We start from the raw sequence: 14,707 nt of genomic DNA, 5'->3' as shown, positions 1-14,707 counted from the left end.
TGACGACGGGAACACGGGATACGCCATGAGACTGCCGCGCGAGATCGGACCCATCCACTTCGTCGGGATCGGCGGGATCGGCATGAGCGGCATCGCAGAGGTGCTGGCCAATCTCGGCTACACCGTGCAAGGCTCGGACGCGTCAGACAATTACAACCTCGATCGCCTGCGCAAGAAGGGCGCAAAGGTCTCGGTCGGCCACAAGGCGGAGAATGTCGACGGCGCCGACGTCGTCGTGGTGTCCTCCGCGATCAAGCGCGACAATCCGGAACTGATGGCGGCACGCGCGCAGCGCATTCCGGTGGTGCGCCGCGCCGAGATGCTGGCCGAGCTGATGCGGCTCAAGAGCTGCGTCGCCATTGCCGGCACCCATGGCAAGACCACCACGACGACGATGGTCGCAACCCTGCTCGATGCCGGCGGCCTCGATCCGACCGTGATCAACGGCGGCATCATCAACGCCTATGGCTCCAATGCGCGGCTGGGCACCGGCGAATGGATGGTGGTGGAAGCCGACGAAAGCGACGGCACGTTTTTGAAGCTGCCGACGGATGTCGCGATCGTCACCAATGTCGACCCCGAGCATCTCGACCACTTCAAGACTTTCGAAGCCGTGCAGGACGCGTTCCGCCTGTTCGTGGAGAACCTGCCATTCTACGGCTTTGCCGTGATGTGCATCGATCATCCGACCGTGCAGAGCCTGGTCGGCAAGATCGAGGACCGCCGCATCATCACCTATGGCGAGAATCCGCAGGCCGATGCACGGCTGCTCGATCTCACGCCGATGGGCGGCGGATCGAAATTCAAGGTCGCGATCCGCGATCGCAAGACCGGCCGGACGCACGAGATCGCGGACCTCATGCTGCCGATGCCGGGACGTCACAACGCGTCGAATGCGACGGCGGCGATTGCGGTCGCGCATGAGCTCGGTGTCTCCGACGACGCGATCCGAAAATCGCTCGCAAGCTTTGGCGGCGTCAAGCGCCGCTTCACCAAGACCGGCGAGTGGAACGGCGTCACTGTGATCGACGATTACGGCCATCACCCCGTCGAGATCGCAGCCGTGCTGAAGGCGGCGCGGGAATCCACCAACGGCAAGATCATTGCCGTCGTGCAGCCGCATCGCTTCACCCGCCTGCAATCGCTGTTCGAGGAGTTTTGCACCTGTTTTAACGACGCGGATGCGGTGATCGTCGCGGAAGTCTATGCCGCCGGCGAAACGCCGATCGAAGGCATCGATCGCGATCATTTCGTCGCGGGCCTGCGTGCGCACGGCCATCGTGAGGTGATCCCGCTGCCGCAATCCTCGGAGCTTGCCGGCATAGTCAAGGGCCTCGCGAAATCCGGCGACCTCGTCGTGTGCCTGGGGGCCGGCAACATCACGCAATGGGCCTACGCGCTGCCCGGCGAATTGAAGGCGCTGGGATGAGGGCGGTGAGCTTTCCCGACATCACGCCGGAGCTGAAGGCCGCGATGCCTGACCTGCGCGGGCGGCTGCTCGCGAACCAGTCGCTGGCGGAGCTGACCTGGTTTCGCGTCGGCGGGCCGGCGCAGGTGCTGTTCACGCCCGCGGATGAAGATGATCTCGCCTACTTCCTCGCGCATCTTGCGCCCGAGATCCCGGTCTATGTCGTCGGTGTCGGCTCCAATCTCATCGTGCGCGATGGCGGCATTGCGGGCGTGGTGATCCGCCTGTCGCCGCGCGCCTTTGGCGATGCGAGCGCGAGCACTGACGTCGTGACGGCGGGTGCCGCCGCGCTCGACAAGCGCGTGGCGGAAGTGGCGGCGAGCGCCAATATCGGCGGACTTGAATTCTTCTTCGGCATCCCCGGCACGATCGGCGGCGCGTTGCGCATGAATGTCGGCGCCAATGGCGGCGAGACCAAGGACGTGCTGATCGAGGCCACCGGAATCGGCCGCGACGGCAACAAGCACGTCTTCTCCAATGCCGACATGAAGTTCGTCTACCGCAACAGCGGCGTCGACCCCTCCATCATCTTCACGTCAGCACGCTTCCGCGGCGAGATCAGGGACGCAGAGGCAATCCGCGCGCGGATGGCCGAGGTGCAGGCCCATCGCGAGACCGCGCAGCCGATCCGCGAGAAGACCGGCGGCTCGACCTTCAAGAACCCGCCCGGCACCAGCGCCTGGAAGCTGATCGACGCTGCCGGCTGCCGTGGCCTGCGCGTCGGCGGCGCGCAGGTCTCGGAGATGCACTGCAACTTTTTGATCAACACCGGCGATGCCACCGGCCACGACATCGAGACCCTTGGCGAGACGGTGCGTGAGCGGGTGAAGGCCAATTCCGGAATTGAGCTACACTGGGAAATCAAGCGGATCGGGATTCCCATCTAATTGTCATTCCGGGGCGATGCGAAGCATCGAACCCGGAATCTCGAGATTCCCCGATGCGCAATTGCGCATCTGGGGTCTGGTCCTTCGGACCATCCCGGAATGACGGAAGGCGAGGCAACGCAGCATGCGCATCACCATTCTCTTCGGCGGCTCCAACAAGGAGCGTCTGGTCTCGGTCGCAACCGCCCAGGCGCTGCATCAGGCACTGCCCGAGGCCGATCTCTGGTTCTGGGACGTCGAGGACAACGTCCATGTCGTCCAGTCAAAACAGCTCCTCGAGCACGGGCGGCCGTTCGAGGACGAGTTCAAGCCCGGCACGCGCGGCAAACCGCTCGCGCAGGCGCTCGACCAGGCCAGGGACGAGGACCGCGTGCTGGTGCTCGGACTGCATGGCGGCAGCGCCGAGAACGGCGAATTGCAGGTGATGTGCGAATCGCGCGGCGTTCCCTTCACCGGCTCCGGCTCCGCATCCTCGCACCTCGCCTTCGACAAGATCGCCGCGAAACGTTTTGCCGCGCTCGGCGGCGTGACGCCGCCGGAAAACATCGCGCTCGCGGATATCGACGACGCCTTCGCCGAATACGGCCGTCTGATTGCAAAGCCGGCGCGCGACGGGTCGAGCTGCGGCCTCATCTTCGTCAACGCCAGGCAGGATCTCGTTGCCGTCCGCAATGCCGCGAAGCTCGAAGAGTATGTCATCGAGCCCTACGTCGCGGGCGTGGAGGCGACCTGCGGTGTGCTGGAACGGTCCGACGGATCGATGATGTCGCTGCCGCCGATCGAGATCATTCCTGGCGAAGGCAACTTTGACTACGCCGCGAAATATCTTTTGAAGTCGACGCAAGAGATTTGCCCCGGCCGCTTTTCGCCGGAGATCACGGCGGCGCTGAAGGAGCAGGCGATGCGCGCGCATCGGGCGATGTCCTGCACCGGCTATTCGCGCTCGGACTTCATCGTCTCCGCCAAGGGCCTCGTCTACCTCGAGACCAACACCTTGCCCGGACTGACGAAATCCTCGCTCTACCCCAAGGCGCTGAAGGCGGAAGGCATCGAATTCGTCGACTTCCTGCGCGACCTGATCGTGCTGGCGGGGCGGCGGGCCGGGAAATAGTTAGCGGTGGTTAATGGCCGGACGGGCGAAACGGCCCGGTTTGGAACCCAAAACCGGTAAAATGCCGGGGATTGCGGCATAAATACCTCACAGCACGGGGCAAAAAGCGCCGGCCGTTAACGAAGTTTACCTTTTGTTTACCAGGAAGCCCGAAGGTTAACGCTGGCGGCGCATTTGGCGTTTTGGCTGCCGGCGCGTGAGCTGTCGCGGATGTTCCAGCGGCCAGCCCTACGCCCGTTGAAGGGGAGAGGCTTCTTCTGCTGAAGACCAGGACCCGACCCGGCAAGTCCGAGACGTCATGGGCGCCAGACCCCGCGCGATTTCGCGGGCAAACTGTTGACGAGCTCGTGCAATGGATGGTGAAGGCAGCCTCGTTCGATCGGCACAGCGATCGCTGAGGCCCCAAGCTGACCTGAAGGCGGCCGCTATCGGAGCGGTCGTGCTTCTGCGCGAGTGGTTCGAACAGAAGCGTGACGAGAAACGCGCTCGCGCCAAAGCCAAGATCAAGGCCGTTCCGGAGCGCGAACCGCCGCCGCGTGTCGTCGCGCTGGCCGAGCGCTATCTGCCGCGCCGCGTCGGCATCAGCATGACGCTGCTCCTGCTCGTCGCCAGCGCCGGTTTCGGCGTCGTCAAGGGCGGTCATCTCCAGGATTTCATCGTTGCCGTCAGCGACGCCCGCAACGCGCTTGCCAATTCGGCTGGCTTCCGCATCACCACGGTTGCGATCAACGGCCGCAAGCAGCTGACCCAGGATGAGATCCTCGCTATCGGCGGCGTCAGCGGCCGCTCCTCGCTCCTGTTCCTCGATGCCGAAGGCGTTCGCGATCGTCTCAAGGCCAATCCGTGGATTGCGGACGCGACCGTGCTGAAGCTCTATCCGGGCCAGCTCCAGATCGACATCACCGAGCGCAAGGCGTTCGCGCTGTGGCAGGCGGCCGGCCGGCTCTCCGTCATCGCGGACGATGGCGCCGTGCTCGAACCCTACGTATCGCGGCGCTTCCTGACGCTGCCGCTCGTGGTCGGCAAGGGCGCCGATACCCGCGCGCGCGACTTCCTGGCGCTGCTGTCGCGCTATCCGCAGGTTCAGCAGGTGACCAAGGCCGCGATCCTGATCGGCGAGCGGCGCTGGAATTTGCGGCTGAAGGACGGGCTCGACGTCCGCCTGCCCGAGCAGGACGTCGGCAACGCGCTCGCTGCGCTCTCCAAGCTCGACAAGGACGAAAAGCTGTTCTCCCGCGACATCGTCGCGGTCGACATGCGCCTGCCGGATCGTCTGGTGGTGCAACTGTCCGACGATGCGGCCAAGGCCCGCGAAGAGCTGTTCAAGGACAAGAAGCCCAAGAAGAAGTCCGGTGAACCCGCATGACCGGCCTCGATCGCAATCAGACCCCGAAGACGCGCCAGATGCCGCACAAGCGCGGCGGTCTCGTCGCGTGTCTCGACATCGGCACCAGCAAGATCGCCTGCATGATCGCGCGGCTGAAACCGTCGCAGCCGAGCGAGGCCTTGCAGGGCCGGACCCATGCGGTCGAATTGATCGGCTACAGCCAGATCCAGTCGCGCGGCATGAAGGCCGGCGCGGTGATCGATCTCGCGCAATGCGAGCAGGCGGTGCGCCAGGCCGTTGGTCTCGCCGAGAAGATGGCCAAGGTCCGCGTCGAGTCCGTGCTGCTGTCGGTCTCCGGCGGCCGGCTTGCGGGCCAGCTCGTCGAGGCCGCGGCCGACATCCGCGGCGGCGCCGTGACGCCGGCCGACGTTACCCGCGTCACCTCCACCGGCATGCACCATGCCACCGGGGAAGGCCGCACCGTGCTGCATGCGCTCCCGGTCGGCTACACGCTCGACGGCGTCAAGGGCATCCGCGATCCCCGCGGCATGGTCGCGCGCCAGTTCGGCGTCGACATGAATGTCGTCACCTGCGATGCGACGGTCGCGCGCAATCTGATGCTGGCGGTCGAGCGCTGCCACCTCAACGTCGAAGCAATGGCCGCCAGCGCCTATGTCGCGGGTCTCTCGGTGCTCACCGACGACGAAGCCGATCTCGGCGCCGCCGTCGTCGAGATGGGCGCGGGCACCACGACGATGGCGATCTACTCCGCCGGCCGTTTCGTCCACGCCTCCGGCTTTGCCGTCGGCGGCCAGCACATCACGATGGATCTCGCGCGCGGCCTGTCCGCCACCATTGCCGACGCCGAGCGCATCAAGACCCTGTACGGGACGGTGATCACCGGCGGCTCTGATACGCGCGAGCTGATGTCGGTGCCGACCGCCGGCGACGAGCAGGATCTGCCGCAGATCGTGTCGCGCGCCACCATCGCCAACATCGTCAAGCACCGTGCCGAGGAAATCTTCGAGATGGTGCGCGATCGCCTGAAGGACTCGCCCTTTGCGGCCGAGCCCAAGGGGCGCGTCGTCCTGACCGGCGGCGCCTCGCAGCTCACCGGGCTCGTCGAGCTCGGAACGCAAATTCTCGGCCGGCCCGTGCGGATCGGACGTCCGCTCGGCTTTGGCCGCTTACCCAACGAGGCGAAGAACGCCGCCTTCGCGGTGCCCGCCGGACTTCTTGTCTACCCGCAATATGTTCACCTCGAGCATGTCGAACCGCGGCATACGCGGCAGGTCAAGACAGGGACCGGCGGCTATTTCGGAAAGGTCGGACGATGGCTTCGCGAGGGCTTTTAATGACACATTTCCGCAATCCCCGAATTTCACCAACTCCCGCGGCCGCCGGCCGGGGCGAAACCACGCGCGTGTGATCGAGAGGCAACCATGACCATCAGCATCAATGTTCCTGATATTCACGAATTGAAGCCGCGGATCACCGTGTTCGGCGTCGGCGGCGCCGGCGGCAACGCCGTCAACAACATGATCACGGCGGGCCTCCAGGGCGTCGACTTCGTGGTCGCCAACACCGACGCGCAGGCGCTGACGATGTCGAAGGCGCAGCGCATCGTGCAGATGGGCACGGCGGTGACGCAAGGCCTCGGCGCCGGCTCGCAGCCGAACGTCGGCGCAGCGGCGGCTGAGGAAGTGCTCGACGAGCTGCGCGACCATCTCTCGGGCGCCAACATGGTGTTCGTCACCGCCGGCATGGGCGGCGGCACCGGCACCGGTGCTGCTCCTGTCATCGCCAAGACCGCGCGCGAGATGGGCATCCTCACCGTCGGCGTCGTGACCAAGCCGTTCCACTTCGAGGGCGGCCGCCGCATGCGCACCGCCGAAGCCGGCATCGCCGAGCTGCACAAGGTGGTGGACACGCTGCTGATCATCCCGAACCAGAACCTGTTCCGGGTCGCCAACGAGAAGACCACCTTCGCCGACGCCTTCGCGATGGCCGACCAGGTTCTCTATTCGGGCGTCGCCTGCATCACCGACCTGATGGTCAAGGAAGGCCTCATCAACCTCGACTTCGCCGACGTGAGAGCGGTGATGAGGGAAATGGGCAAGGCGATGATGGGCACCGGCGAAGCCTCCGGCGACAAGCGCGCGCTGACCGCCGCGGAAGCCGCGATCGCCAACCCGCTGATCGACGATTCGTCGATGAAGGGCGCCAAGGGCCTGCTGATCTCGATCACCGGCGGCAAGGACCTCACCCTGTTCGAGGTCGACGAGGCCGCGACCCGCATCCGCGAGGAAGTCGACCAGGACGCCAATATCATCGTCGGCGCGACCTTCGACGAAGCGCTCGACGGCCTGATCCGCGTCTCGGTCGTGGCGACCGGCATCGAGAAGGATGCGATCGCCCGCAACAGCCAGGCGACCAGCGCGCCGGTGGCCGCCGTCGCTGCTCCGCAGGCACCTGCGGCTGTCGCGGAAAGCCGCCTTGCCGATCTCACCGCACGCCTGCGCGCCGACAATCAGCGCCTCGCCGAACGCGCCCAGAAGCTGGAAACGCAGGCGGCTCCTGTCGCTCACGCGCCGGTCGCTGCCGCCCCGGTTGCGCCGCCGCGCTCGAACGTCGAGCGCGCCGCGCTCGCGGCGATTGCCGCGGCCGTTGCTCCCGACGTGCCGCAGGCGCCCGCGCCGATGCAGCCGGCCTCCTATGGCGACGTCACCGTGCGTCCGATCGCCCAGAAGCCCACGCTGTTCCCGGAGCCGGAGGCAGTACCGGTGGCGATGAACGAGCCGATGATGCCCGAGACCTTCATCCCGCCGCAGGCCGAGCGGGGGCCGGTGCGGACACCGCGGATGCCGAACTTCGAGGACCTGCCGAAGCCGGCCCAGGCCGAGATTCGCCAGGCCCGCGGCGAGATGGAGGAGGAGACCCCGCAGAAGCGCCTGTCGCTGCTCCAGCGGCTCGCCAATGTCGGCCTCGGCCGTCGCGACGAGGAGACCGAGGCGCCGATCGCGGCCCGCAGCGCGGGTCCCGCGATGCCGCCGCTGCCCGAACGCAAGCCGCAGCGCTCCGTTGCCCAGCAGATCGCGTCGCACGAGCCGGTATCCGAGTATGCTCGCCGGCCCGCGCCGCAAGGTTTGGATGCCCATGGACGCCCCGCACCTGTTGCGCCGACGCCACAGGGTGACGACCATCTTGATATCCCAGCCTTCCTGCGGCGGCAGGCAACCTGAGAAATTGTTACATCGCGGTTGTGGAAAAGGTCCCGGCGAGACGGTCGCCGGGACCTTTGCTTTTGCCCCGTAGCATCCCGGGTTGTTCATCCAACCAGCTGATTCTAAATGATTAATTATGTATTCGGTGGTGAAATATGGTTGCCAAAAACAGGCCCCGCCGCGCCGTAATTTGGTTAAGCCTTGGCGCGAATGCGGCAGAGTTGGGGTAACAATTGGTAAAAAAGCGTGAGTTGGCGCTGTTTGGGGCTGTGATTATGGTCTGCCGTGACTTGGGGATACAGAGATTCGAACGGGCGATCTCGGTCGGTTAGTTGAGTCCTGTATAAGTCGTAGTGGGGCAGTTCCTGATGAAATTCAGCCGGCAAACAACGCTTCGTGCGCATGCCAGTGTGGCTGGCGTCGGCGTTCATTCCGGTCTCCCCGTCACTCTGACCTTGGGGCCTGCCCCGATCGATGCGGGTTTTATTTTCGTCCGCACCGGTCTCGACGGCTGTGATCGCGAAGTGCAGGCGACCGCCGATCAGGTGATCTCGACCGAATTCGCGACGGTGCTGGGCGATGCCGAAGGCCCGCTGGTCTCTACCGCGGAGCACGTGCTGGCAGCATTGCGCGGCATGGGCGTGGACAACGCCACCATCGAAATCGACGGTCCCGAAGTGCCGATCATGGACGGCAGCGCGGCGGCCTTTGTCGCAGCGATCGAGCAGGCCGGCATCGTCAGCCAGTCGGCGCAGCGCCGGTTCATCCAGGTTTTGAAGCCGATCTCGGTTGCGATCGGCGACTCCTTCGGCGAGATCAGGCCCAACGCCAGCGGCTTCCGCGCCGAGGTCGAGATCGACTTCGCCAATCCCGTCATCGGCAAGCAGAGCTATGCGTTCGAGCTGAGCCCGGAGCGCTTCCGCCGCGAGGTCTCCCGCGCCCGCACCTTCGGCCTGATGGCCGACGTGGCGCGCCTGTGGGGCGCGGGCTTTGCGCTCGGCGCCTCGTTCGAGAACACCGCGGTGTTCGACGACGAGCGGCTGCTCAATCCCGAAGGCCTGCGCTTCGCCGACGAATGCGTGCGCCACAAGGTGCTGGACGCGGTGGGTGATCTGGCGCTGGCCGGACTGCCGCTGCTCGGCACCTATCGCTCGGTTCGCGGCGGCCACAAGCTCAACCACGCCGTCCTGACCGCGCTGCTCGCCGACCGCACTGCCTGGCGGGTGGTCGAGGGCGAGGCGGTCCGCCGGCCCGCGCGGCCCGTGGTCGAGGTCGGCAGCGGTATCGTCGGCGGCCGGATCGCCGCCGCCTACGGCCCGGACGTGTCCTGAGGACCTGTTGCCGCAGGCCGTTTCGGGCCTGCTTGGCCACAAGCGAAACTCTTGGTAACCATGATTGGCTAGCATCTGTCCGCTGCCGCCTTAATCCGGGCGAAATGCCTGCCTATCCCACTGGTTAACGATTGTTTTTCCGATACACCGGCCTCGTCGCATGGCAGCGTGCCGCGGCTCGGTGATTTTGCACGGGGCATTCTCGCGTCCATGACCGGAGTCATAAGGGGCGGGTACCGCATCACAGGGCGTCAGGTCTTAAACTCATGTCGGCACAGCGTATGACGCGCGAACTATCCAGGGAGCCATCCAAGGCTTCGGCTCGGCGGCTGTTGCAGGCGGCTGCGCTGTTCGTGTTCGCGTTGCCGCTGGCCGGCTGCGGTACCGGCGAGCTTTGGGACAAGTTCACCGCCAAGGACGACACTTTCGTCGAGGAACCCGCCGACAAGCTCTACAATCAGGGCTTGTACCTCATGAACGAAAAGAAGGACATGAAGGCGGCCAACAAGAAGTTCGAAGAGGTCGATCGTCAGCACCCCTATTCGGACTGGGCCCGCAAATCGCTTCTGATGTCCGCCTATGCGTCCTACCAGAGTGGCGACTACGATGGCTGCATCGGCGCTGCGACGCGCTACGTGACGCTGCACCCGGGCAGCCCGGACGCCTCTTACGCGCAGTACCTGATCGCAGCCTCCCATTACGACCAGATCCCGGACATCAGCCGCGACCAGGGCCGGACCGAGAAGGCGATCGCCTCGCTCGAGGAAGTGGTGCGCAAATATCCGAACTCGGAATATGCCACCTCCGCCAAGGCCAAGATCGAGGGTGCGCGCGACCAGCTCGCCGGCCGCGAGATGAATGTCGGCCGCTACTACATGCAGAAGCGCGACTACACGGCCGCCATCAACCGCTACAAGGCCGTCGTCACCCAGTACCAGACCACGCGCCATGTCGAGGAGGCGCTGTTCCGGCTCACTGAGGCCTATATGACGATCGGCATCGTCGGCGAGGCCCAGACGGCGGCAGCCGTGCTTGGGCACAATTTTCCCGACAGCCGCTGGTACAAGGACGCCTATAATCTTGTAAAATCCGGCGGTCTCGAGCCGAGCGAGAATCAGGGTTCCTGGATGAGCAGGGCCTTCAAGAAGATAGGCCTATAGGTCTCGGCTAGGAAATTTGGTTCCATGCTGGCGCGTCTGTCGATCCGTGACATCGTCCTGATCGAACGGCTCGATATCGAATTCGCCCGCGGGCTTGCGGTTCTGACCGGCGAGACCGGCGCGGGAAAATCCATCCTGCTCGATGCCTTTGCGCTGGCGCTCGGCGGCCGCGGCGACGCCGGTCTCGTGCGCCACGGCGTGGAGCAGGGGCAGGTCACCGCCGTCTTCGATGTGCCCAAGGGCCATCCGGCGATGAAGATCCTCGCCGAGAACGGGCTGGACGATACGAGTTCAGAAGATTCTTGCGAGCTGATTCTGCGCCGGGTGCAGCTCGCCGACGGCCGCACCCGCGCCTTCATCAACGACCAGTCGATCAGCGTGCAGACGCTGAAGGCGGTCGGGACGGCGCTGGTCGAGATCCACGGCCAGCATGACGAACGCGCGCTAGTCGATGCCTCCACCCACCGCCGCCTGCTCGACGCCTTTGCGGGCCTCGAAAGGGACGTCGCCGCGGTCGAGGACCTCTGGGAGGCGCGCCGCACCGCGAATACCGCGCTCGACGAGCATCGCGCCAGCATGGAGCGCGCCGCGCGCGAGGCCGACTATCTGCGCCACGCCTCCGACGAGCTGAAGCAGCTTGCGCCAAAGGACGGCGAGGAGACCGCGCTCGCCTCGCGCCGCACCACCATGATGCAGGGCGAGAAGATCGCCTCTGATTTGCGCGAGGCGCAGGAGGCCGTCGGCGGCCACCATTCGCCGGTCGCGAACCTCTCCGCAGCCGTGCGCCGGCTGGAGCGCCGCGGCGTCAATGCGCCGGCCCTCGTCGAGCCCGCGGTGAAGGCGATCGATGCCGCGATCAACGCGCTGGAGGAGGCCGACCAGCATCTCCAGGCCGCACTTGCCGCGACCGATTTCGATCCCGCCGAGCTCGAACGCATCGAGGAGCGCCTGTTCGCGTTACGCGCGGCCTCCCGCAAATATTCGACGCCGGTCGATGGCCTCGCTGCGCTCGCCGCCAAATACGTCGCCGATGTCCGGCTGATCGATGCCGGGGCCGAGCAGTTGAAGAAGCTGGAGCGGGCCGCCATCGAGGCGGATGCGCGCTACGGCGCTGCCGCGAAGAAGCTGTCGGCGGGGCGGCAGAAATCGGCGGAGAAGCTCAACAAGGCGGTCAATGCCGAGCTTGCCCCGCTCAAGCTCGAGCGCGCGAAATTCATGACGCAGGTCGACACCGACGAGACCGCGCCGGGACCGCAGGGCTTTGATCGCGTCGAGTTCTGGGTCCAGACCAACCCCGGCACCAAGCCGGGTCCGATGATGAAGGTCGCCTCCGGCGGCGAGCTGTCGCGTTTCCTGCTGGCGCTGAAGGTCGTGCTGTCCGACCGCGGCTCCGCGCCGACGCTGGTGTTCGACGAAATCGACACCGGCGTGGGCGGCGCGGTGGCGGATGCCATCGGTGGACGGCTGGCGCGCCTCGCCGGCAAGGTCCAGGTGATGGCCGTGACCCATGCGCCGCAGGTCGCCGCCCGCGCCGACCAGCATCTGCTGATCTCCAAGGACGCCCTCGACAAGGGCAAGCGCGTCGCCACCCGCGTCAACGCACTCGCCGCCGACCACCGCCGCGAAGAGATCGCGCGGATGCTGGCAGGCGCGGAGATCACGGCGGAGGCGCGGGCCGCGGCGGAGCGGTTGCTCAGGGCGGCGACGGCTTAGTTTTCAACACACCGGAGCAGGGCGTCCGCTTTTGCTCTCACGCCGCGTCTGCAATATTGATCGGCCATGGCAAGAGCAGCAAAATCCAAACCGCTTCCTGATGTCGCCGGCCTCACCAAGGCCCAGGCCAAGGTCGAGCACATGCGGCTCGCGCTGGAACTTGAAGGCCACGACAAGCGCTACTACCAGGACGACGCTCCGACCGTTTCCGATGCGGAGTATGACGCGCTGCGCCAGCGCTTCAACGCGATCGAAAAGCGCTTTCCCGAATTCGTCAGTGCTGAGTCGCCATCGCAGAAGGTCGGTGCCGCGCCGTCCGGCCGCTTCAAGAAAGTCCGGCATGCCATTCCGATGCTGTCGCTCGACAACGCCTTTGCCGAAGAGGACGTGCGGGATTTCGTCGGCCGCATCGTGCGCTTCCTGAAGCTCGACGACGACAGGATCAATTTCTCGGCCGAGCCGAAGATCGACGGCCTGTCGATGTCGCTGCGCTACGAGGGCGGCGAGCTGGTCACGGCCGCGACCCGCGGCGACGGCGCGGAAGGCGAGGACGTCACCGCCAATATCCGCACGCTGCACGACGTGCCGCAGAAGCTGAAGGGCCGCAACGTCCCTGATGTCTGCGAGGTGCGCGGCGAGGTCTACATGACCAAGAAGGCGTTCCTCGCGCTCAACGAGCGGCAGAAGGCCGAAGGCAGCACCATCTTCGCCAATCCGCGCAATTCGGCTGCGGGCTCGTTGCGCCAGAAGGACCCGACCATCACCGCCTCGCGCCCGCTCGGCTTCTTCGCCTATGCCTGGGGCGAGATGAGCGCGATGCCGGAGGACACGCAGAGCGGCATGATCGGTTGGTTCGAGCGTTGCGGCTTCACCACCAATCCGCTCACGAAGCTCTGTCACTCGATCGAAGAGCTGCTCGCGTTCCACCACAAGATCGAAGAACAGCGCGCCACGCTCGACTACGACATCGACGGCGTCGTCTACAAGGTCGACCGCATCGACTGGCAGGAGCGGCTCGGCTTCGTCACGCGCACGCCGCGCTGGGGCATCGCGCACAAATTTCCCGCCGAGCGGGCCATGACGGTCTTGCGCGACATCGAGATCCAGGTCGGCCGCACCGGCTCGTTCACGCCGGTCGGCAAGCTCGAGCCGGTCGGCGTCGGCGGCGTGATCGTGCAGAACGTCACGCTGCACAACGAGGACTACATCCGCGGCATCGGCAACAAGGGTGAGGAGCTGCGCGAGGGCCGCGACATCAGGATCGGCGACACCGTCGTGATCCAGCGCGCCGGCGACGTCATTCCGCAGGTGGTCGACGTCGTCCTCGACAAGCGGCCGAAGGGCGCCAAGGAGTTCCACTTCCCGAAGAAGTGCCCGTGCCCGCTGCACACCGACGTGGTGCGCGAGGAGACGGCTGCCGGCGAGGAGGGCTCGCGCGCCCGCTGCACCGGCGAGTTCGCTTGTCCCTATCAGAAGATCGAGCACCTGAAACTGTTCGTGTCGCGCCGCGCGTTCGACATCGACGGTCTCGGCGAGAAGCAGCTCCAGTATTTCTTCGACGAAGGCTTTGTGAAGGAGCCCGCCGACATCTTCACGCTCCAGCAGCGCAACAACAAGCTGAAGCTGGAAGAGATCGAGGGTTATGGCGAAACCTCGGTGCGCAATCTGTTTGCTGCGATCGAGAGCCGTCGCAGAATCGCGCTCGAACGTTTCGTCTACGCGCTCGGCATGCGCCATGTCGGAGAGACGACGGCGCTGGCGCTTGCGCGCGGTTACGGCTCCTGGGACGCCTTCCACGATGCCTGCCTCAAGGTGGCCAAGGGCGACGAGGAGGCAAGCGCGGAGATGGACGCGCTCGACCAGATCGGCGACACCGTGATCAAGAGCATCGCCGACTATTTTGGCGAGAGCCACAACCGCGGCATCGTCGAGCGGCTGACCAAGGAGGTCGAGATCGTCGACGCCGAGAAGCCGAAGAGCAATTCGGCGGTCGCCGGCAAGACGGTCGTGTTCACGGGCGCGTTGGAGCGCATGACGCGCGACGAGGCCAAGGCCACTGCCGAACGGCTTGGCGCAAAAGTCTCCGGCTCGGTGTCGAAGAAGACCGATCTCGTCGTCGCCGGCCCCGGCGCGGGCTCGAAGCTCGCGGAAGCCAACAAGCACGGCGTCAAGGTGCTGACCGAAGACGAGTGGCTGAAGCTGATCGGGGAGTGATAGGTCTTCTTTCCTTCCCCCCTTGTGGGAGAAGGTGGCGCGGAGCGCCGGATGAGGGGGTGCTTCTGCGAATTATGACGCGACAAATCTAAGCGCGGAGAGAGACCCCTCACCCGACTTCGATGCTACGCATCGAAGCCACCCTCTCTCACAAGGGGCTAAGGGATGCCCGAAAGTGATTCCCGAGAATTTGGGAATGTGATTCAAGGCCTTTCGACCTGTTTGGGACGGGAGGCATGGGATGTCTTTTGGCGATATTCGGGTTGCTGAGC

At 65.5% G+C, this 14,707-nt stretch carries 10 protein-coding genes; all 10 read left to right on the top strand.

Annotated elements, in window-relative coordinates:
* The first annotated feature begins 25 nt into the window (after positions 1 to 25).
* The 10 genes from murC to ligA all read left to right on the top strand — a co-directional run bounded on the left by murC (position 26) and on the right by ligA (position 14,435).
* Positions 26 to 1,429 carry a UDP-N-acetylmuramate--L-alanine ligase gene (gene murC / locus JQ632_RS12425; RefSeq protein ID WP_212402613.1) on the top strand — a complete coding sequence of 468 codons (1,404 nt, stop codon included), beginning with the start codon at positions 26 to 28 and terminating at the stop codon, positions 1,427 to 1,429.
* Positions 1,430 to 1,434: 5 nt separating this feature from the next.
* Entirely contained in the window at positions 1,435 to 2,355 is a 921-nt protein-coding gene (murB, locus tag JQ632_RS12420; protein WP_212402612.1) for a UDP-N-acetylmuramate dehydrogenase, read from the top strand.
* 124 nt (positions 2,356 to 2,479) lie between these two features.
* Positions 2,480 to 3,466 (top strand): D-alanine--D-alanine ligase, encoded by a 987-nt coding sequence (locus JQ632_RS12415; RefSeq protein WP_212402611.1) that lies wholly within the window; start codon positions 2,480 to 2,482, stop codon positions 3,464 to 3,466.
* A 352-nt stretch (positions 3,467 to 3,818) separates the two neighbouring features.
* Positions 3,819 to 4,832: a cell division protein FtsQ/DivIB gene (locus JQ632_RS12410; protein WP_212402610.1), complete on the top strand. Its 1,014-nt coding sequence runs from the start codon at positions 3,819 to 3,821 to the stop codon at positions 4,830 to 4,832.
* Complete coding sequence (ftsA, locus tag JQ632_RS12405) at positions 4,829 to 6,148, top strand: cell division protein FtsA (RefSeq protein ID WP_212402609.1); 1,320 nt, start codon at positions 4,829 to 4,831, stop codon at positions 6,146 to 6,148. Before JQ632_RS12410 ends, ftsA begins: the two co-directional genes overlap by 4 nt.
* Before the next feature lie 87 nt (positions 6,149 to 6,235).
* Complete coding sequence (ftsZ, locus tag JQ632_RS12400; RefSeq protein WP_212402608.1) at positions 6,236 to 8,035, top strand: cell division protein FtsZ; 1,800 nt, start codon at positions 6,236 to 6,238, stop codon at positions 8,033 to 8,035.
* 350 nt (positions 8,036 to 8,385) lie between these two features.
* Positions 8,386 to 9,348, top strand: coding sequence for a UDP-3-O-acyl-N-acetylglucosamine deacetylase (lpxC, locus tag JQ632_RS12395; protein WP_212402607.1), 963 nt, complete (start codon positions 8,386 to 8,388; stop codon positions 9,346 to 9,348).
* A 266-nt stretch (positions 9,349 to 9,614) separates the two neighbouring features.
* Positions 9,615 to 10,508 (top strand): outer membrane protein assembly factor BamD, encoded by an 894-nt coding sequence (locus JQ632_RS12390; RefSeq protein ID WP_212402606.1) that lies wholly within the window; start codon positions 9,615 to 9,617, stop codon positions 10,506 to 10,508.
* Positions 10,509 to 10,532: 24 nt separating this feature from the next.
* Positions 10,533 to 12,221, top strand: a complete 1,689-nt coding sequence (gene recN, locus JQ632_RS12385; protein ID WP_212402605.1) for a DNA repair protein RecN — start codon at positions 10,533 to 10,535, stop codon at positions 12,219 to 12,221.
* Positions 12,222 to 12,287: 66 nt separating this feature from the next.
* The gene (gene ligA, locus JQ632_RS12380; RefSeq protein WP_212402604.1) at positions 12,288 to 14,435 is read left to right on the top strand and encodes an NAD-dependent DNA ligase LigA; all 2,148 of its coding nucleotides are present in this window, start codon (positions 12,288 to 12,290) and stop codon (positions 14,433 to 14,435) included.
* Positions 14,436 to 14,707 lie beyond the last annotated feature (272 nt).

It is taken from the genome of Bradyrhizobium liaoningense (genome assembly GCF_018130955.1).
In the GTDB taxonomy this organism is placed as follows: Bacteria; Pseudomonadota; Alphaproteobacteria; order Rhizobiales; family Xanthobacteraceae; genus Bradyrhizobium; species Bradyrhizobium liaoningense_C.
This window is presented reverse-complemented; position numbering and strand designations above follow the sequence as displayed.